The sequence below is a fragment of the Ensifer adhaerens genome (assembly GCF_013283195.1).
In the GTDB taxonomy this organism is placed as follows: Bacteria; Pseudomonadota; Alphaproteobacteria; order Rhizobiales; family Rhizobiaceae; genus Ensifer; species Ensifer adhaerens_G.
In genome coordinates this window covers 2,065,600-2,086,936 of the sequence record NZ_JABEKT010000001.1, presented here as the reverse complement: position 1 = coordinate 2,086,936, position 21,337 = coordinate 2,065,600, and the positions used below count along the sequence as shown (strand labels likewise).

At 60.0% G+C, this 21,337-nt stretch carries 25 protein-coding genes; 15 read left to right on the top strand and 10 right to left on the bottom strand.

Annotated features, from left to right (window positions below):
* Positions 1-120 precede the first annotated feature (120 nt).
* The 4 genes from LPJGGPFB_RS09940 to LPJGGPFB_RS09925 are packed head-to-tail and all read right to left on the bottom strand — an operon-like array spanning position 121 to position 1,927.
* On the bottom strand, positions 121-660 hold the full coding sequence (locus LPJGGPFB_RS09940; RefSeq protein ID WP_173419775.1) for a DUF1697 domain-containing protein: 540 nt from the start codon (positions 658-660) through the stop codon (positions 121-123).
* Between the two features lie 17 nt (positions 661-677).
* Positions 678-1,106 (bottom strand): DUF2267 domain-containing protein, encoded by a 429-nt coding sequence (locus LPJGGPFB_RS09935; RefSeq protein WP_173419774.1) that lies wholly within the window; start codon positions 1,104-1,106, stop codon positions 678-680.
* On the bottom strand, positions 1,103-1,477 hold the full coding sequence (gene yidD / locus LPJGGPFB_RS09930; RefSeq protein ID WP_173419773.1) for a membrane protein insertion efficiency factor YidD: 375 nt from the start codon (positions 1,475-1,477) through the stop codon (positions 1,103-1,105). The genes LPJGGPFB_RS09935 and yidD overlap by 4 nt, the downstream gene beginning before the upstream one ends.
* A gap of 3 nt (positions 1,478-1,480) precedes the next feature.
* Positions 1,481-1,927 carry an iron-sulfur cluster assembly scaffold protein gene (locus LPJGGPFB_RS09925; RefSeq protein WP_173419772.1) on the bottom strand — a complete coding sequence of 149 codons (447 nt, stop codon included), beginning with the start codon at positions 1,925-1,927 and terminating at the stop codon, positions 1,481-1,483.
* Positions 1,928-2,269: 342 nt separating this feature from the next.
* Here LPJGGPFB_RS09925 and folE point away from each other — a divergent pair, with 342 nt between their 5' ends.
* The 3 genes from folE (at position 2,270) to LPJGGPFB_RS09910 (ending at position 4,735) form a co-directional block, all read left to right on the top strand.
* On the top strand, positions 2,270-2,887 hold the full coding sequence (gene folE / locus LPJGGPFB_RS09920) for a GTP cyclohydrolase I FolE (RefSeq protein WP_173419771.1): 618 nt from the start codon (positions 2,270-2,272) through the stop codon (positions 2,885-2,887).
* A 23-nt stretch (positions 2,888-2,910) separates the two neighbouring features.
* The gene (gene hisI, locus LPJGGPFB_RS09915) at positions 2,911-3,363 is read left to right on the top strand and encodes a phosphoribosyl-AMP cyclohydrolase (protein WP_173419770.1); all 453 of its coding nucleotides are present in this window, start codon (positions 2,911-2,913) and stop codon (positions 3,361-3,363) included.
* Between the two features lie 406 nt (positions 3,364-3,769).
* Positions 3,770-4,735 (top strand): patatin-like phospholipase family protein, encoded by a 966-nt coding sequence (locus LPJGGPFB_RS09910; protein ID WP_173419769.1) that lies wholly within the window; start codon positions 3,770-3,772, stop codon positions 4,733-4,735.
* 158 nt (positions 4,736-4,893) lie between these two features.
* Here the strand turns inward: LPJGGPFB_RS09910 and LPJGGPFB_RS09905 are convergent, their stop codons facing one another.
* Both LPJGGPFB_RS09905 and LPJGGPFB_RS09900 read right to left on the bottom strand, forming a co-directional pair.
* On the bottom strand, positions 4,894-5,322 hold the full coding sequence (locus LPJGGPFB_RS09905) for a CBS domain-containing protein (RefSeq protein WP_077498384.1): 429 nt from the start codon (positions 5,320-5,322) through the stop codon (positions 4,894-4,896).
* A gap of 265 nt (positions 5,323-5,587) precedes the next feature.
* Entirely contained in the window at positions 5,588-6,319 is a 732-nt protein-coding gene (locus LPJGGPFB_RS09900; RefSeq protein WP_173419768.1) for a rhomboid family intramembrane serine protease, read from the bottom strand.
* 345 nt (positions 6,320-6,664) lie between these two features.
* Here LPJGGPFB_RS09900 and LPJGGPFB_RS09895 point away from each other — a divergent pair, with 345 nt between their 5' ends.
* The 6 genes from LPJGGPFB_RS09895 (at position 6,665) to LPJGGPFB_RS09870 (ending at position 12,504) form a co-directional block, all read left to right on the top strand.
* On the top strand, positions 6,665-7,273 hold the full coding sequence (locus LPJGGPFB_RS09895; protein WP_173419767.1) for a PAS domain-containing protein: 609 nt from the start codon (positions 6,665-6,667) through the stop codon (positions 7,271-7,273).
* A gap of 111 nt (positions 7,274-7,384) precedes the next feature.
* On the top strand, positions 7,385-7,993 hold the full coding sequence (locus LPJGGPFB_RS09890) for a PilZ domain-containing protein (RefSeq protein WP_173419766.1): 609 nt from the start codon (positions 7,385-7,387) through the stop codon (positions 7,991-7,993).
* A gap of 789 nt (positions 7,994-8,782) precedes the next feature.
* A complete protein-coding gene (locus LPJGGPFB_RS09885) occupies positions 8,783-9,391 on the top strand; it encodes a transglutaminase-like cysteine peptidase (protein WP_173419765.1) in 609 nt (202 codons plus the stop codon).
* A gap of 328 nt (positions 9,392-9,719) precedes the next feature.
* Positions 9,720-10,454 carry a hypothetical protein gene (locus tag LPJGGPFB_RS09880; protein WP_173419764.1) on the top strand — a complete coding sequence of 245 codons (735 nt, stop codon included), beginning with the start codon at positions 9,720-9,722 and terminating at the stop codon, positions 10,452-10,454.
* Positions 10,455-10,638: 184 nt separating this feature from the next.
* A complete protein-coding gene (locus LPJGGPFB_RS09875; RefSeq protein ID WP_173419763.1) occupies positions 10,639-12,156 on the top strand; it encodes an SPOR domain-containing protein in 1,518 nt (505 codons plus the stop codon).
* 78 nt (positions 12,157-12,234) lie between these two features.
* Positions 12,235-12,504 (top strand): hypothetical protein, encoded by a 270-nt coding sequence (locus tag LPJGGPFB_RS09870; protein ID WP_077498392.1) that lies wholly within the window; start codon positions 12,235-12,237, stop codon positions 12,502-12,504.
* Between the two features lie 133 nt (positions 12,505-12,637).
* Here the strand turns inward: LPJGGPFB_RS09870 and LPJGGPFB_RS09865 are convergent, their stop codons facing one another.
* Positions 12,638-13,075: a DUF1489 family protein gene (locus LPJGGPFB_RS09865; RefSeq protein WP_173419762.1), complete on the bottom strand. Its 438-nt coding sequence runs from the start codon at positions 13,073-13,075 to the stop codon at positions 12,638-12,640.
* 77 nt (positions 13,076-13,152) lie between these two features.
* Positions 13,153-14,553 carry an L-serine ammonia-lyase gene (locus LPJGGPFB_RS09860; RefSeq protein WP_173419761.1) on the bottom strand — a complete coding sequence of 467 codons (1,401 nt, stop codon included), beginning with the start codon at positions 14,551-14,553 and terminating at the stop codon, positions 13,153-13,155.
* A 694-nt stretch (positions 14,554-15,247) separates the two neighbouring features.
* On the opposite strand from LPJGGPFB_RS09860, the gene LPJGGPFB_RS09855 reads away from it, so the two are divergent.
* From LPJGGPFB_RS09855 to LPJGGPFB_RS09845, 3 genes are all read left to right on the top strand, one after another.
* Positions 15,248-15,940, top strand: coding sequence for a DUF599 domain-containing protein (locus LPJGGPFB_RS09855; protein ID WP_173419760.1), 693 nt, complete (start codon positions 15,248-15,250; stop codon positions 15,938-15,940).
* A gap of 132 nt (positions 15,941-16,072) precedes the next feature.
* Positions 16,073-17,080 carry an acetyltransferase domain-containing protein gene (locus LPJGGPFB_RS09850; RefSeq protein ID WP_173419759.1) on the top strand — a complete coding sequence of 336 codons (1,008 nt, stop codon included), beginning with the start codon at positions 16,073-16,075 and terminating at the stop codon, positions 17,078-17,080.
* A gap of 3 nt (positions 17,081-17,083) precedes the next feature.
* The gene (locus LPJGGPFB_RS09845) at positions 17,084-17,557 is read left to right on the top strand and encodes a methyltransferase family protein (protein WP_173419758.1); all 474 of its coding nucleotides are present in this window, start codon (positions 17,084-17,086) and stop codon (positions 17,555-17,557) included.
* 77 nt (positions 17,558-17,634) lie between these two features.
* On the opposite strand, the gene LPJGGPFB_RS09840 is transcribed toward LPJGGPFB_RS09845, so the two are convergent.
* Positions 17,635-18,021, bottom strand: coding sequence for a MerR family transcriptional regulator (locus LPJGGPFB_RS09840; RefSeq protein ID WP_025426710.1), 387 nt, complete (start codon positions 18,019-18,021; stop codon positions 17,635-17,637).
* Between the two features lie 70 nt (positions 18,022-18,091).
* Positions 18,092-19,513, bottom strand: coding sequence for a magnesium transporter (gene mgtE / locus LPJGGPFB_RS09835; protein ID WP_173419756.1), 1,422 nt, complete (start codon positions 19,511-19,513; stop codon positions 18,092-18,094).
* 285 nt (positions 19,514-19,798) lie between these two features.
* Here mgtE and LPJGGPFB_RS09830 point away from each other — a divergent pair, with 285 nt between their 5' ends.
* The 3 genes from LPJGGPFB_RS09830 to LPJGGPFB_RS09820 all read left to right on the top strand — a co-directional run bounded on the left by LPJGGPFB_RS09830 (position 19,799) and on the right by LPJGGPFB_RS09820 (position 21,194).
* Entirely contained in the window at positions 19,799-20,308 is a 510-nt protein-coding gene (locus LPJGGPFB_RS09830; protein ID WP_173419755.1) for a peptide deformylase, read from the top strand.
* A gap of 119 nt (positions 20,309-20,427) precedes the next feature.
* The gene (locus LPJGGPFB_RS09825) at positions 20,428-20,688 is read left to right on the top strand and encodes a hypothetical protein (RefSeq protein WP_173419754.1); all 261 of its coding nucleotides are present in this window, start codon (positions 20,428-20,430) and stop codon (positions 20,686-20,688) included.
* Positions 20,689-20,849: 161 nt separating this feature from the next.
* Complete coding sequence (locus LPJGGPFB_RS09820) at positions 20,850-21,194, top strand: hypothetical protein (protein WP_173419753.1); 345 nt, start codon at positions 20,850-20,852, stop codon at positions 21,192-21,194.
* Positions 21,195-21,337 lie beyond the last annotated feature (143 nt).

Sequence of the window (21,337 nt, the reverse complement as noted above, 5' to 3'; positions counted from 1 at the left end):
CCTATCCAGTCCCGCCAACGAATGCGGGTGGTATGGTGTGGTATGACTGACCGGCTTGGGCCGGCTATTTGACGCAGGCCTGATAGAGGTTTTTCGAGGCCGAGTAAAGGCAAGGCAAGCCTAGCTGCCGAGCAGCGCGGCCAGGCCCTTCACCGTGTTCCAGTTGCGAAACGTACCGACTCCAAGACGTTTTTTGGTCAAGGCGCCGAGCAGTTTCGATTCGCTCGCCTGGCCGGTGAAATGAACCCAGAGATCACCATCGACGACCGCCAGCCGCTCGCCCGCCGTGCAGTAGCGTTCGAAATCAGCAGGCACCGTGCCGGACAATGGCTGGCGCATCACGCGAACATGGACGCGGGTGCCGTCCTCCTCGCCTTCGGTATGAAACGGATTGGTCGCGGCGAGCCGCAGCCAATCGACGCCGGGGCGTACGATGATGTCGACATGGCGGCCGAATGTTTCGGCAAATGCGTTCTCGAGCGCTGCCTCCAGATCGTTGACGGCGGCGTTATCAGCGTCGAAGAGCAGGTTGCCGGTTGCGACGAGCGTCCGCGGAGACCGGTGGCCAAGCCGCTCGGCCATGGCCCTCAGGTCCCCCATGACGACGCGGCGCCCTTCGCCAAGCACAATGCTGTAGAGCAACGCTACGTAACTCTTCACGCGCGGAACTCCCTGGCTCATGCACGCCAGAAGTCGGCGGCGCCGGCCGGGAGACGGGCCAACACGCGATCGAGCTTCGCTTCGTCGATATTCTTCCTTAAGGCAGCCGCCACATCCGCAATCGCCGTATCCGGCGAAATGTTGTGATCGCCGCGGAACGCCTGCACTTCAAGCGTCATCGTCGTCCGGCCTGAAAATGGGCTCCTTGGCGCTTCAAGATCCCACGCGGCAACGAAAATCGCTCTTAGAACCGGCGGCAGGACATCAGCAAACAGGATCGCATCCTCGACGTCCAGGCGGCAGCGAAAGGTCTGCAGCACGGCCTGAACCATCGTATAGGCCTGGTTCGTCGTCTGAAGCCCCGCGATGTCGCGGGCATCGACGATAAACCGGTCGAAATCGACCGACGCCTGCCGGTACTCCATCGGGATGGTCATCGCGTTCATCCGCCCTTCGGCCGCGGCTGCCAGTAGCGCCACGGTGCATACCAGAGATGCCTGGCTTTCAGGCGTTCCGGCACCGGGTCGAAACCGTGAGTGCCGCCCGGGCCGCAACGCGTCACGCGGAAAAACGTCATCCAGCCGCCTGCCCACAAGCCATGGCGCGCGATTGCTTCATAACCATATTCCGAGCAGGTCGGCAGATGCCGGCAGGCATTGCCGATGAAACTGGAAAGGGTCAGCTGGTAGGCACGAATGAGGGCCATGCCGATGAGACGCCCCGGCGTCTTGCGGAAGGGACCAGCCCAATTGCGTCCCTTGTAGGCAGACACGGGGCCTGCCGCTGTCGAATGTTCACAATGCGGATCCCGGCACATGGCTCAAACGGCCGTTGCCAGACGCCTGGCCTCGATCTGGCCGATCGCATCGACGACAGCATCGAAGGTGAGCATGGTCGATGCATGGCGGGCCTTGTAGTCCTTCACAGGTCTGAGGAAGCGCATATCCTCGAAACGGCCCGTGGGGCCTTCGCCGTCGGCTTTGAGCATCGCCAGCATCTCGTCGCGCGCCTGGCGGATTTCGCTCGCCTGTGCGCCGACCACATGGCGCGCCATGATCGAAGACGATGCTTGACCGAGCGCGCATGCCTTCACGTCGTGGGCAAAATCCGTGACCACGTCGCCGTCCATCTTCAACCAGATCCGCACTTTCGAGCCACAGAGTTTCGAATGGGCCACTGCTTCGGCATCGGCATTTTCGAGAATCCCGATGCGCGGGATATTGCCGGCGAAGTCGAGAATACGATTGTTGTAGATGTCATCCATCATGTGACGCGTTCCGGCTGATTTTTCGCGGTTTTGGGTGATCGGCGCATGATTTTCTCCTGTAGGCAGGAAAAAAGCACGACGCAGTCCCCTCGGCCTCTTTCATCTCTATGGCACCATACTATATGCTATGTCGTGTTGGGGCGACAGTTCCGCAAGAGGACCAAATGTCGCCTGTTGTTTGGGAAACCGTGCCGGACGGTCCATTGCACTGCTAAGCAAGGACCAGAAAGCCCCGGAGCCCGCCGACGGAACCCAAGCCTGCAGGGTTAGGCGAATGGCCAGTGGCGAGTTGTCCGAAAGATAAAACGTCAAGCAATCCCCGTATTGCGCAAAGAGGCCATTATGGATGCCATAGTGAAGAATTTCCCCGTGCTCGACAATGCGAGCGACCGGCCGACGCAGAAGGAAGCCGAGGACGCCGTGCGCGTGCTGCTTCGCTGGGCCGGCGACGATCCGAGCCGCGAAGGCCTGCTGGATACACCGGCACGCGTGGCCAAGTCCTACCGCGAGCTTTTCAGCGGCTATGATCTTGCAGCCGAAGACGTGCTCGGCCGGACCTTCGAGGAGGTTGCCGGCTATGACGACATGGTGCTGGTCAAGGACATCCCGTTCTACTCCCATTGCGAACACCATATGGTGCCGATCATCGGCAAGGCGCACGTCGCCTATCTGCCCAACGGAAGAGTACTGGGTCTCTCCAAGATCGCCCGCGTGGTCGACATCTATGGACGTCGGCTGCAGACGCAGGAATCGATGACGGCGCAGATCGCCCGGGTGATCGATGAAACGCTGGCCCCACGCGGCGTCGCGGTGATGATCGAGGCCGAGCATATGTGCATGGCGATGCGCGGCGTTCAGAAGCAAGGCTCGACAACACTGACCACCACATTTACGGGTACGTTCCAGACCGAACCGGCCGAACAGGCCCGTTTCATGACGATGCTGCGGGGCTTCAAGTAAGGCTCCAATCAACGGAGCCTTCGATGACGCTGACCTTCGAGACCCCCTCTTCCAACAAGGCCGAACTGGAATCCGGTCCGGCCTTCACACCCCGCTTCGATGACAAGGGCCTGATCACGGCAGTCGTGACCGATGCGCGCGACGGCGAGTTGCTGATGGTCGCGCACATGAACGCCGAAGCACTGGCGCTGACGATCGAGACTGGTGTCGCCCACTATTACAGCCGCTCCCGCAAGAGCCTGTGGAAGAAGGGCGAAAGCTCCGGCAATTTGCAGACGGTGAAGGAAATTCGCACCGATTGCGACCAGGACGCCATCTGGCTGAAGGTCTCGGTCGCCGGGCACGATGCAACCTGCCACACCGGCCGCCGCTCCTGCTTCTATCGCACGGTCGGTGTCGAGCAGGGTCGTGCGACCGTCACGATCACGGACGATCATCAGCATTTCGACCCGAACAAGGTTTATGACAAAAATTAAGCATTGCGCACCTTTTTGGCGCGGGTGCATACTGCGTTTATATTTTGGTAACCCAGCGGGCGCCTAATCCTTTGGCAAGGATACAGTTTCGCCGGGAACGGCCACAAGCCGGGCAGTATTGCAGACTGTAGCGAATGTTTATCGACTCCGCCGCACACGGCGGCAGGATCGATGGTAATCTGAGTAACGGTGCCAGTCTTTCAGCAATGAATAAGGACAAGGCCGGCACCAGCGCCGGCTTGGCAGGGTATCCTCCAGACAAGCGCGCTCAAAAATTATTGCGTGGTTCCAGGATCGAATCGGGTCTTCGGAAGTTTGAGTCAATGCATGGAGCGCCACAACGCCCTTCGCGCATTCTGAAGGACGTGTTGCGCTGCCAAGTGTTCGGCGGTGTTGGAGGTGCCGGATGTTGAACTGGACTTTTACGCGTAGCAGCCAGATTGCCGACCTGACCGACCCGGATGGGTCATCACTCTCGACAACACCATCAGAACCCGCCGTGCCGCCCAAACCGCCGAAGATCGCCATCGCCCTTGGTGGCGGCGCCGCCCGTGGCTGGGCGCATATCGGTGTGCTCCGGGCGCTTGACGAAGAGGGCATCGAAGTCGGCATGATCGCCGGAACTTCGATCGGCGCCCTGGTCGGCGGCTGTTATCTCGCCGGCAAACTTGATGAACTGGAAACGTTCGCCCGCTCCCTCACCGTCAGGCGCATTGCCGGCCTGCTCGATTTCGCCATCGGCGGCGGAGGCCTGTTCGGTGGGCTGCGCTTGACCAAGCGCATGCAGGAGCATCTGCAGGGCTTGAGCATTGAAGGCCTCGACCGACCGTTTATCGCAGTTGCCACCGAAGTGCATAGCGGCCATGAAGTCTGGTTGGAAAAAGGCTCGCTGATCACCGCGATCCGCGCCTCATACGCCCTGCCCGGCATCTTCGAGCCGATCAAGGCCAACGGCCGGATGTTGATGGACGGCGCGCTCGTCAATCCCGTCCCCGTTTCCGTCTGCCGCGCTCACGAACAACAGCTCGTCGTCGCGGTGAACCTCAACTACGACCTCTATGGGCGTTCTGCCGTCGTCAAGCACAACGCCGGCTCCGAGACCCACGATACGCCGCCCGCCAAGGAGCCGACGCACCATTCTGCGCGCATGGGCATGACCAGCGTCATGGTTCAGGCTTTCAACATCATCCAGGATCGGATCTCGCGCGCACGCCTTGCCGGCGACCCGCCGGATCTCGCGCTCCATCCTAAGCTCAACGATATCGGGCTTTCGGAATTCCACCGCGCCGGCGAGGCGATCGATCGCGGCTATCAGGAAGCAAAGGCCAAGCTCGCCGAAATCCGCCGCATGCAGGAAGTCCTCGTCCGTTAACGGCTGGTGCGACGCCAGGCTTTCGCGTTGACCCAAGAGATGGCCGTACCGGTCGCATGTTTCGCGAAAGGCCATAACGCGAACAGGCGCTCCGCGCGAATATTCGAGACCATGCCGCAGGCGGGTGACGAAAGGGCGGCGGCAACCGCCCTTTACCATTACCCGGCGATGTAGGCCTTGATGTGCTCGGCCTCTTGCTCCATGGCGCGGATGTGATGCTTGATCACGTCGCCAATCGAAATGATGCCGGCCAGGTGCCCATTGGTTTCAACTGGGAGATGACGGGCCCGCAACTTGCTCATCATCTCCATCAGCGTATCGACTGACATGTCCTCGGTGCAGCAATAGACGTTCTGCCACATGACAGCCGAAACCGGCTTCTCCAGACAGGCTGCCCCGTGTTTGGCGATGGCGGCGACGATATCGCGCTCGGTCAGGATGCCGGCGATCTGATCATCCGCATCGATGATGATCACCGCGCCGATATGATTGTCACGTAGAAGGACTGCAGCCTGTTGAACCGTCATGCGAGGACCGACGGTCACGACGTTCCGGCCTTTTTCATTGAGTATCGCTTTTACTGACATGCGCACTTCTCCCCGTTGCGACGACGCCGGGTCGGCGAGGCAGGTTCCGGCCTGTCGTGTGCGGCACAATCGGGCAATGGAACCTATACCCTTTCCGATGCTGTCAAGGTCAACGCGACGCTCCTCAGGGACGCAATCGACCTGCCGGCACCCGGCCTTCACGGACCGCGTCACCCTTGAATGAAAACGGCCGTTTCAAATGGTGCGCCAGCGTTCCGGGGAAATCAAGCGTTCTGACAATGATCGCAACAGGATCGGTCCGCTATCAATCCCGCGGATCGAACAGGGCGAACAGGAGGAAGCCGAAGAGGAAACCGCCGATATGCGCTTCCCATGCCACGCTGCCGGCACCGCCTGGCGTGAACATGCCAAATCCGACGAGAAAATTCGTCAGGAACCAGATGCCGCTGAAAACGACGACGGAACGATTGGACAGCGCCTCTTTGACGGAAAGCCGGCGGTTAAGATGGGCGAATTGACGACTGATACGGCCGCTGGGTGAGAACACGAATCGTGCTGCACCTCCCATGAAGCCGGAAACCACCCCCGAGGCACCGACGACGACGATCATTTCGCCCCAGTGAAAAACCGTGTGAAGTGCTACGGCGGCGGCGGCTGAAAGAACCCAGAAAACCGCAAGCCGCATCATGCCGATGCGCCGCACCACCGGCGCGCCGAAGGCAACCATCCAGAAGATGTTGAAGATCAGGTGTTCCCAGCTTCCGTGCAGGAACGAATAGGTCACCGGGCTCCAGAGCCAGGCGAGGCCCTGCTCGGCAAGCGGATGATCATAGCGTGCAGGAAGGAAGGCAAAGTTCAGGATGATTTCCCGATCGAGACTCTCCGAGAAAACATAGGTGCGCAACGCGTGAATGGCGACGAGGAACAGCAGAATGCACGTCAGCCCCGCCGGCAAATTGAAAGCTGGCTCGCGCGCGCGATTGACGGCGCCTTCCCGTTCCGCCTCCGGTGGCGTTGCCGCCTGATCTCGTTCCATGGCTGATGCTCTCTTCCGTCCGCATATCCGTTTCGATCCGACCACGTCGGTCGGGCAATTGCGCATAAGCCGGACAGCGCGCCCAGCCATAAGCAAACAAAAAAAGACCGTCCAGTAAAAACTGAACGGTCCGTGAGCCCCCAATAGCGCGAGCTCAAGTTCTGTGCCGAAGGCAACCCTTCGTGAAGTGATGTCCAATCAAGTGCCATTCCTGTGCGTCCGCGGCAATCGAAACCGTTTGTTAACCTTAATTTCCGGGTGGCACGAATTTCGCACTGTCATCGGTACGACAGGAATGAGCGGGCGATTGTGTGCCGGATCGACACAGGCGACCGCAGAAGTGGAATGAACGACATCATGCGCAACAAGACATCGACGCAGCTGTTTCAGTACTGGAACGTCATCCGAGGCGACCGTGAGTTACCACGTCGCAACGAGATCGATCCGTCGGCAATTCGAACGCTCCTTCCCCAACTCTTCATCCTCGAGCGGGATCATTTCGGCGGCATGAAATTCCGCCTTGCCGGTACGCATGTCTGCGCCCTCTTCGATCACGATTTTCGCGGCCGGCAGTTCGCCACGCTTTGGCTCGGAAGCCAGGCTGGCAAAGTACTCCAGATCGGCAGGCGGGTCATGACACAACATGTCCCCGTCGTCCTGTCGGCGACAGCACGAACGGATGACGGAAGAGAGCTGGAGACCGAGACATTGCTCCTCCCCCTTGCGTCCAACGAAGGTCAAAGCGACCGCATTCTCGGCTCGCTCTCTCCGCTATCGCGCCCGTACTGGTTGAATGCCACCCCCGTTTCCGGCCTCGACGTCACAGGCCTCAGGGTACTCGATCCGGACCGAACCGCAGCTTTCCTCAAAGAACCGGTTGAGCGCGATGCCACTCAGCCGGGCATACGCCGGGTTCAACACCTGCGCGTCTTCGAAGGTGGTCGTGACGGGTAACGCTGCAGGTCCGCACCGAGAGCGATGCCGGCACCAACCGCAGGGCGAACCTTCTATTAACCGGATCACACTATGCTTTCGCGTGCCAAGATACGTCGATGCAGAGTGATCATGTTCTCGTTCCAGCAAGCGCAAAATACCGGTCCGAAGCCGCACCAGGAAGGCGCGTTCCAGCGCGTCTCGGTGAATCTCACCGGGCGACTGATGCTTGCCAATCACGACGAATACGACTGCACCGCCGTCGACATGTCACCGGGTGACGTGCTTTTGTTGTCGCCGGCCCGCCCGCGCGCCGGCGAACGCATCATCGCCTACATCGATCACGTCGGTCGGCTCGAAGGCACCGTGTCGCGGCTTGCCGAAAACGCCTTCGTCATCCAGCTCAATGCCACCGAACGCAAGCGCGAGAAGCTTGCGGCGCAATTGACGTGGATTGCCAACAAGCACGAACTCGGCCTGCCGGAAGACCGTCGCCATGACCGCCTTGCACCGCGCAAGACAGTGACCGAGCTGACGCTCGATACCGGCGCGAAGTATCCCTGCCGCATCATCGACCTTTCGCTGTCCGGCGCCGCCGTTGACATTGAAAACCGCCCGCCGATCGGCACACAGATCAGGCTCGGCAACATGAAGGGCAAGATCGTCCGTCATTTCCAAGAAGGCGTTGCCATCGAATTCTCGGGCGTTCAGTCCCGTGAAGCCTTGACGGAATTCCTCTAGAACACACCGATACAGCGCGTCTAGTCGCTGCAGGTCTTTATCCTTGAACCGGATACGATCTAAGGAAACATTCAGTCAGCCTCGATGACCGCGCATTGAGTGCACGCTCTTGCGCATGGCGCTACCGCAGAACGCTTCTGCGTGTCCGGTACCAGACAGGTTCGGTCGCTAGCTCACCGACATTGCCAGCTCTTTTCCTCTGACGCCTCGACCACGGTTGCATCGTATAGCGCAACCGACGACCGGCATGTCCGAGGCGGGACCGCGGCTTCGCCATGGCACCATTCGGGCCGAGTTCCTTCGACAATCGACCTGGAGAGCTTGCGCGCGTGCTTGGATCTGGGCGCATTTGCTCCATTTCAGCACATCCCATGTTCTTTCTGCCGATTTTCGGCACAACTTTTTTCAAATATTTTTTCTCGACATTTTCGCTCTCCACATTGATTTCACGCTTTAATCAAGCATTCGAGCGGGATGCAAAGTTGCGAATTTCCTCCTCGCGGACGCCTTCGACCGCCATCGTACGCCTCCAAATCAGCCTAGCTTCCGTCGACATGCCCCCCAAAAAACGGTGTTCCCGCAACCATTTGGATGCCTAACAAATTCCACCTTCGCGATCGCTGGAACGTCAAGATCGATAAAAATTGAATCAAATCCGATTTAAATACATCTCAAATTCTATTCTTATTTTATTCTGATACGAATTTCATTTGTACTTTGTTTTACCTCGCATATTCGCGAGCGATAAAAATGTCCGTGCCATTGTCGAACCATAACGGGGAGACAATCATGCTCAAGACAATCACCAAGATGATCGCTGTCGCCGCAATTTTCACCGGCAGCCTGATCGAAGGCGCGCTGGCCCTGCCGGCGAATATGGCTGTGACCGGCTCCACCAATCCGCCGATCGGTCACTACGAGTTTTGCAAGATCAATCCGGGCGAATGCCGCGCGAACGGCGCCGACCGCGGTCCGATGGTCCTAACACGCGAAGGCTGGCAGAAAATTCTCGAGGTCAACTTCGACGTCAACCAGGCGATCACGCCGATGACCGACATGGAAATCCACGGCGTCGAAGAAAAGTGGTCCTACCCGGACAGCGTTGGCGACTGCGAAGACTACGTGCTCTTGAAGCGCCGCAAGCTGATCGAAAGCGGTTTCTCCGCCTCCGATCTTCTGATCACCGTCGTCCTTCAGCCGAATGGTGATGGCCACGCGGTACTGACCGTCCGCACCGATCGCGGCGACTTCATCCTCGACAACATGCGCAACAAGGTGCTGCTGTGGTCGGATACCGAATACACCTACCTCAAGCGGCAGTCGACGGAACATGCCGGCCGCTGGGTCAAGCTGCAGGATGGCCGCACGGTCGCCGTCGGCAGCGTCCGCACCCAGTAGGCCGCAGTAAAGTGACTTGTGGCGCGGTTGGGTGATGTCCCGCGCCACACTCAATTTACCGGGCTTCGGTCAGTTCCATCCCCGTTTCAGACCAGGCCCTGGCCGGTTCCGCTGTCCCTCGGAACCGGTCTTTTTCGTTTTTAGGCAGCCCGGCCAAAGCATGGTCAGGCAGGCACCAACGGAACCCACGTCGACTTCATCGAAAATTAACCATCTTCGACCAGCGTCGAGCAAGCAAACCCTGCCAGGGTCCGATGCCGCCACCGATCGACGACCGGCAGCTGAACCGCCACATTTCGCGCGGCAACCGCGACGGGACGCCCCATTGATGAGCACCTCTTCCAACGGGAATTCGGAGCCGGAACTCAGCCCGCTTCTTTCAGGACGCTTCGTCTACAAAATTGCCGCGGTCGTTGCGTTGCTTGCCGCGGCAACCGCGGCGCTTTCTTTGACGGGGCGCTGGTTCGGCGAAAACCTCGCGCTTGCCGGCCACACGTCGATCCTCACGCCCTACGATATCTTTATCGGACAAGATCACTTGCGGCTGCCTGCCAACGTCATTCGCTTTGAAAACCAGCGCGCGACCTCGATCGCCGAACGCGTCGATCTCTACCTGGCCTGGCCTTCGCTCGAAGGCTACAGCGATGACAACCGCCACCTCTTCAATGACGTCAACCGCCCCGAAGCCCTGATCTTCCTGCAGATTTCGCAGAGCACCATGTCGCGCGACATGTCCGGCCGACTAGAGCCCATCTACACCCAGGTTTTCGATGGGCCGACGAGCTCCGCCCCCGGCGGGTTGACGCGACACGGCGTCAAAGCGGCATCGAGTTATGCCGGCGAGGCCTTCTTCACTGCGGAGCGAGAGCAGGAGCCACCCTATGTCGTGCGCTGTCTGGAGCCTGGCGCCAACGAAACGTCAACCAGCGCAGACTGCCAGCGCGATATCCATGTCGGCAAGGACCTTGTCGTCCTTTACCGCTTCTCCCGCAATCTGTTGCCGCAGTGGCGCGAAATCGACAATGCTGTTGAAGGCTTCGTCAAAAGCCATCTCGTGCCCTGATTTCGTCCAAGTGCTGTGGTGCTGGCTTCAGCGCCGCACCATTGCGCTACACCGGTATCGCCCCTGTACAAATGCGTCCGATCCCGGAAACCAATCATTCATCATAAACCGATTGGTAACGCTATGCCGATACTGTCTCAGGAACGGTCGTTCCCGGAGGCGGCGTCCGGACAACACCCATGACATGAGAATGAAGAGTAGCGTAGTGTCCCAATCAGGTTTTCTTGATCTCGCGAAACGCCCGTTCGGCGCTTTTTCAAAGATGGTCGGACGGATCGTCCTTGCGGGCACCGTTGCATCGGTTGCCTTCGCAGCGCCCGCTTTGGCCAACCCGAAATATTCGGGCATCGTCGTCGACGCTAAGACCGGCAAGGTGCTTTACGGCGAGGATGCCGACGAATTGCGCTATCCCGCCTCGCTGACCAAGATGATGACGCTTTATCTGGCGTTCGAGGCGCTCGAAGCCGGCCGGATCAGTAAGTCGACGCCCGTCCCCTTCTCCAAGAACGCCTCAGCCGAACCGCCGTCGAAGCTCGGCGTGCGGGCGGGGCAATCGATCACAGTCGAGCAGGCAATCCTGTCGCTCGTCACCCGTTCCGCCAACGACGCCTCGACGGCGCTTGGCGAGTTGCTGGGCGGCTCGGAGCAGCGTTTTGCCCGTATGATGACCAACAAGGCACGGGCGCTCGGCATGACGCGCACCACCTATCGCAACGCCAACGGCTTGCCCAACACGGAGCAACGCACCACCGCGCGCGATCAGGCGCGCCTCGGTCTCGCGCTTCGCCAGCATTTTCCGCAGTATTACGATTATTTCTCCACCCGCAGCTTCCAATTCGGCAAACAGACGATCGGCAATCATAACCGCCTGCTCGGCAATGTGCGCGGTGTCGATGGCATCAAGACCGGTTACACCCGCGCTTCCGGATTCAACCTGGTGACCTCGGCGCAGCTCGAAGGCCGCAGCATCGTCGCCGTCGTCATGGGCGGCACGTCGGGCGCCAGCCGCGACGCCCAGATGCGCCGCCTCGTGGCAAAATACATGCCGGCCGCATCGCGCCGCGGCGGTGGCAACCTGATTGCCGAAACCGCGCCGACGCCGGTCGCACCGGTTGCCGAAGAACCGATCGCTGTGGCGCGGGTCGCGGAAACACCGGTTGCCAGCCCCGTCGCCGCCGCAGCCGGTCTCGATCTGCCGAACACCGGACCGGTTCCGGCCGTTCGCTACAATGGCGAGAATACCAACAGCGTGCAGATGGCCTATGCCGGCACCAAGCGCGCGTCGGACAACCCGGTCCTTTCGCCGAAGATTATTCCCAATACGCTCGACGCCCAGAGCGTCAAGCTGTCACGCCAGCCGGTATCGGCCGGCATGGTCGACGCTCAGATCACCAACTCCGTTCCCAAGCGCGAGCCGGTTGCGGCCGAAGCCGAACCGCAGCCCGTTCCGCAACCTCAGGGCTGGGTCATCCAGATCGGCGCGACGCCGGACAAGGACCAGGCCATGACGCTGCTCGGCAACGCCAAGGACAAGGGCGGCAAGGCGCTGAGCAAGGCAACACCCTTTACCGTCGCCTTCAGCAATGGCGGCGCACAGGTCTACCGCGCCCGCTTTGGCGGCTTCGATGACCAGAATGCGGCGATCAACGCATGCAAGACGTTGAAGAAGAAAGGCATTTCCTGCTGGGCTGCCCAGCAGTAGACGGGTAATTAGTTTCGGCGTCCGGTTTGTATTTGTCCGGACGCCCTCCTCGGTTTTGTAAAGCGTACGAGGTTAGTTATGGCAATGAACGAGAATGTTCCGGGTGTTACTCCCTTGCCGGGGCGACGGGCAAAACCGTCGCGCATCAATCTGCATCCGCTGCATGAGGCAGCGATGCGCATTGCCGATCTCGGTCTGAACCGTCCGAAGGCGAAGACCAAGGATCTGGTCGGCATGCTGCTGACACATGGTGCTAGAGCCTGGCGCTCGACGCAGCCACGCGCAGGCATTCATCTTCACGTGACGGCGCCCGGCCGTCGCCAGCCGCTGAAGATGCGCATTCTCTGAACAGACTAATATTCAAAGGCGGCTTCGGCCGCCTTTTTCGTTGGGCCCTGCATGCCGCGCGCAAGCGTAGAGGTGGTGACCAACATGGGCGATAAAGGCAAAAGGCGCGGCAAGCGGTACGAAAGTTCGCCCGTCAGAGCAGACCGAGTTCGGCGAGCTCGCGGCGAAGCTCAAGCGGCATCTCGGCTCCGCCACCGGAAAGCGACGCCAGATCGCGCGGTGCTTCATTGTCCTTGAGATAGCGCCACCCCTGGAAGGCCCGGCGCGGCTGCAGTTCGGTCTCAACGACTTCAGGACCGAGCAGCAGATTGCAGCGCCCGATCCCCTCGCCGTCGGTGAAGGTTTCAATGCCGATCAGCGGCTGGCGCGCCTGCACCTGGCCCTTGATGACCCAATAAAGCGAGCCACCTTCCAGCAGCTCTTCCATGCGTTTCGGGACCATGCGGGTGGTATGGTAGGAGTGCGGTTCAAGGCCGGCGGCAATCGCAGTCAGAGCCTTGCGCGAAACCCATTCGCGCAAATCCTCGATCGATTCCGCCCCGACGCAGAGCTTTATGAGATGCAGAGACATGGCTGTTTTTGAACACCCGTCCGGCCGTCACGGTCAAGCGAATTGCGCAGCCTCATCCACAATCGTCCGCGCGCCACTCAACATTCGACGACATTGACCGCCAGGCCGCCGGTCGAGGTTTCCTTGTATTTCTCGTTCATGTCGACGCCGGTCTGGCGCATGGTTTCGATGCAGGCGTCGAGCGGCACGAAATGCTGGCCATCGCCTTTGAGCGCCAGGGACGCGGCGGTCACTGCCTTGACCGCGCCGAGCGCATTGCGCTCGATGCAGGGCACCTGCACCAGGCCGGCAACGGGATCACAGGTCATGCCGAGGTGATGTTCAAGCGCGATTTCCGCTGCGTTCTCGATCTGCTCCGGCGTGCCACCCATAACGGCGGCAAGACCCGCCGCCGCCATCGCCGAGGCGGAGCCCACCTCGCCCTGACAGCCGACTTCGGCACCGGAAATCGACGCATTGTGCTTGATGATGCCGCCGATGGCGGCAGCGGTCAGCAGATAGTCGCGAACGCCGTCCTGGTCGGCATCGTCATGGAAATGCATGTAATAGCGGATGGTCGCCGGAACGACGCCTGCAGCACCGTTCGTTGGCGACGTCACCACGCGACCGCCGGCCGCATTCTCTTCATTGACAGCCATGGCGTAGACGCTCAGCCAGTCGTTGGCGAGCAGCGGATTGATCTTGTTGGAGCGCCACTCTTCCTGCAGCTTGTCATGAATGGATCGGGCGCGACGACGCACCTTGAGGCCGCCGGGCATGATACCGTCCTGGCTGAGCCCGCGATCGATGCAGTTGCTCATAGCGCCCCAGATGCGATCGAGGCCCTCATTCAACTCCTGAGGCGACATGGTGCATTCTTCGTTTGCCCGCTTCATCTGTGCGATCGTCATGCCGGAGCGGGCCGCCATCTCGAGCATTTCCACGGCGCTGCTGAAGGGGAACGGCACTTTGACGCCCGCAGGCTTGTTCTTCGAGGCGCGCATGGCTTCGAGTTCCGTGTCGGTCACGACAAAACCGCCACCGATCGAATAGTAGATGCGCTTGAGCAGAAGGCGGCCGTCCTTGTCAAAGGCCGAGAAGGACATGCCGTTGGCATGGCCCGGCAAGGGGACCTTCTTGTCGAAAATCAGATCGGTCTTCGGCTGAAATTCATAGGACGGATGGCCCGGCGGCGTGATGCGCCCGGTGCGTTCGACGTCGTCGATCAGCGCGTCCATGCGGTCGGGGTCGACACGATCGGGACGCTCGCCGACAAGCCCGAGCACAACCGCCCTGCCCGAACCGTGGCCGATGCCGGTATGGGCGAGCGAGCCGTGCAGGCTAACCTTGATGGCAGCGACGGACGCATGCGAAGGCCGCGGCCATTCATCGGACAGGATGAGCTCGAGAAAGCGATTGGCGGCCGACATTGGCCCCATCGTATGCGAACTCGAAGGACCAATGCCGATCTTGAAGACGTCGAAGACGGAAAGAAACATGAATTGCCTGCCCGGAGCCTGAACATATGCCGCCCGGCCGATCGCCGGATGCCGTCATATGCATGATTGCACAGTCGATACAAACCTCGATCTCTCCTCAAGACCGAAGCAGTACCCTCACGCTTAGATATAGGATCAAACCCTAAGCCATCCTATCCCTGTCGATCAGGCGATCAACCGACATTCGATCCCGTTGGTGCGACATTGCGCTGGGGAGTGGGCTTGCGGTCTCTCGGCTTTACGATGCGACAGGCAGGAATCAAAACAGCGCGGCTTCCGGGAAGCCGCGCTGTCAATCAGAGGACTTTTGGGTATCAAAGGCCGCCGAAAAGATAAGCAAGAACAAGAACGCCAGCGAAACCGGCTACGGCGCGAGCAGTCACGCCCCAGCAAGACTTCTGTATTGTATTGTCCATGATGTCTCCGAAAAACTCTCAACGGCTGCGGGCCACACATCAAGGGCCCGCGCATGGCGCAATGCATACTGAAGAAAGTGTAAAGACGCAACGGTGAAATATGGCAGAAAGGTGTCAGGCGCACGCCGGCGTTCGAACCAAGGCACCAAACGCTGGAGTTCGCGCATTTCTGCCGGAAGAAATTCCGCCGCAATTTCATCACACTAGTTGATGCGGCACCGATTCTCCACAGGCGTGCCGGCCTTGCAATTTCCAAAAGCCATGCCAAAAACACGTGTATGACCTTCGAAGATTACATAGCACTTGCCGTGTTCATCCTGCTGTGGGCCGGCTTCAGCTGGGCGACAGACGGCACGCGCGGCTTCAAACGCATCAGCCTCACACGGCTGATGAACGACCATCGTGGCCGGTGGATTCGCAACTCGCTCAACCGCGACCTGAAAATGATCGACACCCAGATCATTGCCGGGCTGCAGGCGGGCACGGCCTTCTTCGCTTCGACGACGATCTTTGCGCTCGGCGGCTGCTTCGCGCTCCTGGGCGCGACCGAGCAGGCGCAGATGATCTTCGCCGACATGCCCTATGTATTCCATGGCGGGCGGACGGCCTTCGAGCTGAAGGTCGCCGGGCTCACCTGCCTCTTCGGCTATTCCTTCTTCAAGTTCGGCTGGTCCTATCGCCTGTTCAACTACTGCTCGATCCTGATGGGCGGCATACCGATGACAGCGGACATGATCCGCGACCGGCACGCCGCCGAGATTGCGGCCGAACGGGCCGTCCGCATGAACGTACTTGCCGCCAAGCACTTCAATGCCGGCCTCAGGGCGATCTTCCTGTCGATCGGCTATCTCGGCTGGTTTATCAGTCCCTACGCCTTCGTCGGCCTGACAATCTTCGTCATCTTCGTCCTGACACGCCGGCAATTCTTCTCCGAGGCGCGGGCAGCCCTGCTGCAGGACGTCGCCCGCTAACAGCTTGCCCGGTGCACCGCGGATATCGCCAAACGGGTTTCTGCCGCATTTTGTCTTTTTCCGAGCAATCAAGGCGGTCTGGCGCAAGCCAGGCCTGCCACTCTCATTCGCGCCAACTGGATGGCGAACACCATGTCCGACACCAACATGACCTCGACCGTTGAACCGCAGCCGACGACCGGCAGCCGAAACCGGCTCGTCTTTATCGATGTGCTGCGCGGCCTGGCGCTGGTGGCCATGGCGCTCTACCATTTCGTCTGGGATCTGGAATTCTTCGGCTATGTCGCCGCCGGGACCGCCGGCACCGGCGGGTGGAAGATGTTTGCACGGCTGATTGCCAGCAGCTTCCTGTTTCTGGCTGGCTACAGCCTCGTGCTCGGGCAGCGGCCGAAGATCCGGTTCGATGCCTTCATGCGCCGGTTCGCCAAGATTGCCGGAGCGGCCGCGATCATCAGTATCGCGACCTGGTTCGCCTTCCCCAACACCTTCATATTCTTCGGCATCCTGCATTCCATTGCCGCGGCAAGCCTCATCGGTCTTCTTTTCCTGCCCCTTCCGGCGATTGTTTCGTTCGCGGCTGCGGCCGCCGCCTTCGCCGCCCCCCTCTATCTCCGCTCCGCGATCTTCGACGCACCCTATCTCTGGTGGGTCGGTCTTTCCGAAACGATCCCACGCTCGAACGACTACGTGCCGCTGCTGCCGTGGCTCGCACCCTTCCTGCTTGGCCTCGGCACCGCAAAACTGGTGCATGCGCGTCTCGTGACAGCCCTTTCAAAGCGCCCGGTCGACGACGAAAAGACGCGCCTGTGGACGAAAGCATTGGTCTTCGGAGGGCGTCACAGTCTGGCCATATACCTCCTCCACCAGCCGCTGCTCATCGGATTGGTCTTCCTCTTCTCGCTGGTCTCGCCACCGACACTGCCGGATCCCAAGCAAGCCTACCGCACCAACTGCGTCGAGGCCTGCAGCCGCGGCAATCCGGCCGTGCCGTGCGACGCCTTCTGTGGATGTACCCTCGACAAGCTGGTGGAGCAGAACCTGTTCGACGACCTGAACAGGGGAAAGATCAACGTCAACACGGATGAACGCATTGCGCGAATCGCCGGTCAATGCACAATGGACGTGCAATCAGGGGACTAGGACATGAATGCCTATCGTGCCAAGCCGCTGAGTTTCCCATGGCCGGCCCTGCTCTACGGGACCGCCACCCTTGCAGCCTTGCTGCTCGCACGATACTCGCCCATCCCGGTCGCCCACGGCCACGGCTGGGTGCCGTGGATTTCCGGTAGCATCCTTGTCGCCGCGGCAATCTGGCTCGACCTGTGGGCCGTCAAGACACTGCTGGATCGCCATACCGCTGTGCTTCCGCACCGGTGTGCCACGTGCCTCGTCACTTACGGACCGTTTCGCTTCACCCGCAACCCGATCTATCTCGGCTATACGCTGATGATGATCGGCTTCGGTCTGATCACGCTCAATCCATGGTTCTTCGTGATGGCGGTTGCAGCCGTGATGTTGACGACCATTTTTGCCATCCGCAACGAAGAACGGCATCTGCTTTCACGCTTCGGCTTCGAGTTCGAGCGTTATTGCCGGCATACGAGCCGCTGGATCTGATCCGCAGTTCTTTTCAGACAACAAAAAAGGCGACCAAAGCCACCCTTTTGTTCTTCATGCGTTGACCAGGTTCGCGATCAGGTCCCGACGCCAATCTCGGCAAGACGCGTCAAACAGGCCTCCTCAACATTGTCGAGTTCGGTCAGCGTATCCTCGATGTCCTTGCGCTTCTGGCGCAGTTCTTCGCGCTTGGCCTCGACACGGCTCATCAGCAGTTGCAACTGACCAAGTTCACCGGGCGGATCCTTGTAAACCTGAATGATCTCGCGGATTTCGGCGATCGTAAAACCGATACGCCGGCCCCGGAGGATCTCCTGGATCAGCCGACGGTCGGCAGGACGAAACATGCGGGTTCGACCGCGGCGCTCCGGATGGATGAGGCCCTCGTCCTCATAGAACCGCAGCGTCCGGGTCGAAATGCCGAATTCCCGCGTCAATTCGGTAATGCTATAGTACTTATTCACGCTGCCATTCCATGATTTCCTGAGCATCACTATCGTTGACCTTGACGTAAAAGTCAAACAACCGGCGATGTCAGGTGACGTGGAACCACCAGGTGGCAATGCCGAGAAAACTCGAGAAGCCGGTGATATCGGTAATCGCCGTCACAAACACGGCCGAAGACACCGCGGGGTCAGCGCCAAAACGTTCCAGAAGCAGCGGAACCATGATGCCGGCAAGAGCCGCGGCCATCATATTGATAAGCATCGCGGTGGCGATAATACCGCCGATGTTCGGATCCTGGAACCACAGGCCAGCCAAAAGGCCGATCAGCGAGCCGAAGATCATGCCGTTCAGCAGGCCCACTCCCGCTTCGCGTCGGATGATTCGCGGCGCGTTGTGAATGTCGAGGCCGCGGGTCGCAAGCGCACGCACCGTCACAGTCATCGTCTGCGAACCAGCATTTCCGCCCATGCCGGCGACGATCGGCATCAGAATTGCGAGCGCGACGATCTGCTGGATTGTCGCATCGAAAAGGCCGATGACCGAAGCCGAAATACAAGCTGTCATCGAATTGATGAACAGCCACGGCACGCGTGATCGCGATGCCTCGGCGACAGAGTCCGACAGTTCCTCGTCACCGACGCCGCTCAGACGCAGCAAGTCTTCCTCCGCCTCCTCCTGGATGACGTCGACGACATCGTCGATGGTCAGCACCCCAACGAGCCTGCCGTTGTCGTCGACCACGGCGGCGGAGAGAAGGTCGTATTGCTCGAAGAGCTGCGCCGCCTCTTCCTGGTCCATTTCAGCCGGAATGGCGTGGCTGGTATCTCGCATGATGGCGTCGACCTTGATCGAGCGCTTGGAGCGCAGGACCTTGTCGAGATCGACCGCACCCAGAAGCTTGAAGGTCGGATCGATGACGAAGATCTGCGTAAAACTTTCCGGAAGCTCCGCGTCCTCGCGCATGTAATCGATCGTCTGGCCGATGGTCCAGAACGGCGGCACCGCCACGAACTCCGTTTGCATGCGGCGGCCGGCTGTGCTCTCGGGATAGTCCAGAGAGCGGCGCAAGCGCACACGTTCGGTAAAGGGCAGCTTCGCCAGGATCTCGTCCTGGTCCTCCTGGTCGAGGTCTTCGAGAATGTAGACGGCATCGTCCGAATCCATCTCGCCAAGCGCCTCGGCGATCTGCTCGTTGGGCAGGTGCTCAACGATATCGAGGCGTATGGCTTCGTCGACTTCGGTCAGAGACGAAAGGTCGAAATCCTTGCCAAGCAGGGAGACAAGTGCCAAGCGCTGCTCCGGCTGGATCGCCTCAAGCAGGTCGCCCATTTCGGATGAATGCAGGCCAGCGACATGCTGGCGCAGATAGATCGTGTCACGGTCGGCAATCGCCGCGCCGACATGCATCAGGAAGTCGGAGCGCACCGAACCATCATCGGCATAGATGTCCGCTCCGTCATAGACGGGGATTTCTTCGGAACCGCGGTCGTCGTCGCCGGTATTGCTCATGAGCGCGCCCTCGAAACGATTGCCAACTTCCCGGCCGCCATGCGCCGATCGGGAAAGGGTACATCACTGCCGGTGTTGTCCCCCATCCTCCTCAAGGATATGGGCCTTAGAGCCCTGCTAGCGCAAAGCCTTGCCAAGGTCCACATCACAACGGCCAACGTCCCGCGTGTGGTAACAGATTTATTCAAGCTGTTGCAAATACATGGGAAACGCACATGCGCGTGCACAGTCGACATCGACCTGGCGATCGGATAGCACTATGCGGCCGCAGCCCAGGAGCTTCCGATGGCGATCCGCCCCCTTGTTCGTTTTCCCGACCCTATACTGAACCGGGAAGCACAGACAGTCGACCGGTTCGACGACGCCTTGCAGGCTCTTGCCGACGATCTGCTCGACACGATGCGCGCAGCGCCGGGAATTGGCATCACAGCGCCGCATATCGGCATTCTGCAACGCCTGACAGTGATCGAACTGACCCGTGAAAGCGGTGTCCACATTTTCGTCAATCCCGAGATCGTTTCCCGCTCGCCGCAAATGGTCAGGCATGCCGAGGGAAGCGTTTCGATGCCTGGAATTTCCGAGGACGTCGAGCGCCCTGCGAAGGTGCGCGTCCGGTACCAGACGCTCGACGGCAACGCAGTCGAGGAAGATGCGGATGGCCTGATGGCGGTTTGCCTCCAGCACGAAATCGACCAGCTGAACGGCATATTCTGGACGCAGCGCCTGTCGCGGTTGAAGCGGGAGCGAGCCGTCAAGAAGTTCGACAAGGCCACAAGGGAAATGGCGCGAAGCTGAACCGGCGCGCGCCTCGCAAGTTCAAGCTTCCGGCACGCGGCAATCACCAAAGCCTGCTCTTTCCGCCGCAAGTCAGCATGGCTAAGTTCACATTCATGTTTTCAATCAAGGATCAGCCTATGAAATCGACGCATGTCGCTATCGTCACCCTTCTCGCATTGGCGGGATGCAACAGCACAACGCCCAATCTCGAACCGCTGCCAGGCAGCTTGACCTATGGCGAGACGGGCCCCACGCGCAAGACGATCTCCGCGCCAGGCACGATGATCCAGAACCGCTTCATGCATCAAGGCACGATGGTCTTCGAAACCTACGAAGTTCAACCCGACCATACCTATAAGCTCGTGCGGCGCAATGTCGCCGATACCTGGTCGAACTGAAACCTGGCTTTCTCGTCGAAAGACCTGTCACGCCGGATCGCCAACTTGCTTGGCGCTTCGGTGCTCGCATTCTCAGCCTGATGCCCGGATGAATTTGTCTCATAGTGGAACATTTTCGTTCGAATCCCGTTGTTTAGGATGGCAACAATGGAGGTCATCCGATGACAAAATATCTGGATGAACGGGGCGATCCCATCACAGCGGAGCCCGACGACGACCGGGAAAACTTCACGGCCCGCGAAAGCCGCCAAGGTCCTCTTGGCGTGCGTGTTCTGGCAATCCTCGGAGCCGGCCTGTTTCTGGCGCTGCTGGTCTGGGGTGGCGCAGCGATCTGGGGCGAAAACAACGACAACGACCGGACGACGGCAGTCGACCAGGTTCAGCCGTCACCGGAACAGACCGGCAGCATCGATAACAAGAAGGATCGCGTGCAGGCACCGACTGCTGCCGCGCCGATTGCCGGCGGTCAAACGCAACAGGCTTCGCCCGATGGCACGACCAAATAGCAGCAGTTCGCCTTTCATGAGTTTCGCTGCCTGACGACGGCGCCTCGCCGAGCGCCGGTCATCGAAACCGAAACGAGATCGGTTGAAGAAAAATAGACCCAACTGTTGGAAGGCTGGATAAGAAGCGGTCCAGCTGAGCGAGA

Excerpts from the sequence above, each read along its gene's own strand:
- LPJGGPFB_RS09860 (WP_173419761.1), bottom strand. The coding sequence starts at position 14,553 with ATGTTTCTTTCCGTCTTCGACGTCTTCAAGATCGGCATTGGTCCTTCG.
- LPJGGPFB_RS09855 (WP_173419760.1), top strand. The coding sequence starts at position 15,248 with ATGACCTTCGAAGATTACATAGCACTTGCCGTGTTCATCCTGCTGTGG.
- LPJGGPFB_RS09910 (WP_173419769.1), top strand. The coding sequence starts at position 3,770 with ATGTTGAACTGGACTTTTACGCGTAGCAGCCAGATTGCCGACCTGACC.
- LPJGGPFB_RS09850 (WP_173419759.1), top strand. The coding sequence starts at position 16,073 with ATGTCCGACACCAACATGACCTCGACCGTTGAACCGCAGCCGACGACC.
- LPJGGPFB_RS09935 (WP_173419774.1), bottom strand. The coding sequence starts at position 1,106 with ATGAACGCGATGACCATCCCGATGGAGTACCGGCAGGCGTCGGTCGAT.
- LPJGGPFB_RS09885 (WP_173419765.1), top strand. The coding sequence starts at position 8,783 with ATGCTCAAGACAATCACCAAGATGATCGCTGTCGCCGCAATTTTCACC.
- LPJGGPFB_RS09880 (WP_173419764.1), top strand. The coding sequence starts at position 9,720 with ATGAGCACCTCTTCCAACGGGAATTCGGAGCCGGAACTCAGCCCGCTT.
- LPJGGPFB_RS09830 (WP_173419755.1), top strand. The coding sequence starts at position 19,799 with ATGGCGATCCGCCCCCTTGTTCGTTTTCCCGACCCTATACTGAACCGG.
- yidD (WP_173419773.1), bottom strand. The coding sequence starts at position 1,477 with ATGTGCCGGGATCCGCATTGTGAACATTCGACAGCGGCAGGCCCCGTG.
- LPJGGPFB_RS09820 (WP_173419753.1), top strand. The coding sequence starts at position 20,850 with ATGACAAAATATCTGGATGAACGGGGCGATCCCATCACAGCGGAGCCC.
- LPJGGPFB_RS09925 (WP_173419772.1), bottom strand. The coding sequence starts at position 1,927 with ATGATGGATGACATCTACAACAATCGTATTCTCGACTTCGCCGGCAAT.
- LPJGGPFB_RS09875 (WP_173419763.1), top strand. The coding sequence starts at position 10,639 with ATGAGAATGAAGAGTAGCGTAGTGTCCCAATCAGGTTTTCTTGATCTC.
- LPJGGPFB_RS09905 (WP_077498384.1), bottom strand. The coding sequence starts at position 5,322 with ATGTCAGTAAAAGCGATACTCAATGAAAAAGGCCGGAACGTCGTGACC.
- LPJGGPFB_RS09825 (WP_173419754.1), top strand. The coding sequence starts at position 20,428 with ATGAAATCGACGCATGTCGCTATCGTCACCCTTCTCGCATTGGCGGGA.
- LPJGGPFB_RS09845 (WP_173419758.1), top strand. The coding sequence starts at position 17,084 with ATGAATGCCTATCGTGCCAAGCCGCTGAGTTTCCCATGGCCGGCCCTG.
- LPJGGPFB_RS09890 (WP_173419766.1), top strand. The coding sequence starts at position 7,385 with ATGTTCTCGTTCCAGCAAGCGCAAAATACCGGTCCGAAGCCGCACCAG.
- LPJGGPFB_RS09870 (WP_077498392.1), top strand. The coding sequence starts at position 12,235 with ATGGCAATGAACGAGAATGTTCCGGGTGTTACTCCCTTGCCGGGGCGA.
- mgtE (WP_173419756.1), bottom strand. The coding sequence starts at position 19,513 with ATGAGCAATACCGGCGACGACGACCGCGGTTCCGAAGAAATCCCCGTC.
- LPJGGPFB_RS09865 (WP_173419762.1), bottom strand. The coding sequence starts at position 13,075 with ATGTCTCTGCATCTCATAAAGCTCTGCGTCGGGGCGGAATCGATCGAG.
- folE (WP_173419771.1), top strand. The coding sequence starts at position 2,270 with ATGGATGCCATAGTGAAGAATTTCCCCGTGCTCGACAATGCGAGCGAC.
- hisI (WP_173419770.1), top strand. The coding sequence starts at position 2,911 with ATGACGCTGACCTTCGAGACCCCCTCTTCCAACAAGGCCGAACTGGAA.
- LPJGGPFB_RS09895 (WP_173419767.1), top strand. The coding sequence starts at position 6,665 with ATGAACGACATCATGCGCAACAAGACATCGACGCAGCTGTTTCAGTAC.
- LPJGGPFB_RS09900 (WP_173419768.1), bottom strand. The coding sequence starts at position 6,319 with ATGGAACGAGATCAGGCGGCAACGCCACCGGAGGCGGAACGGGAAGGC.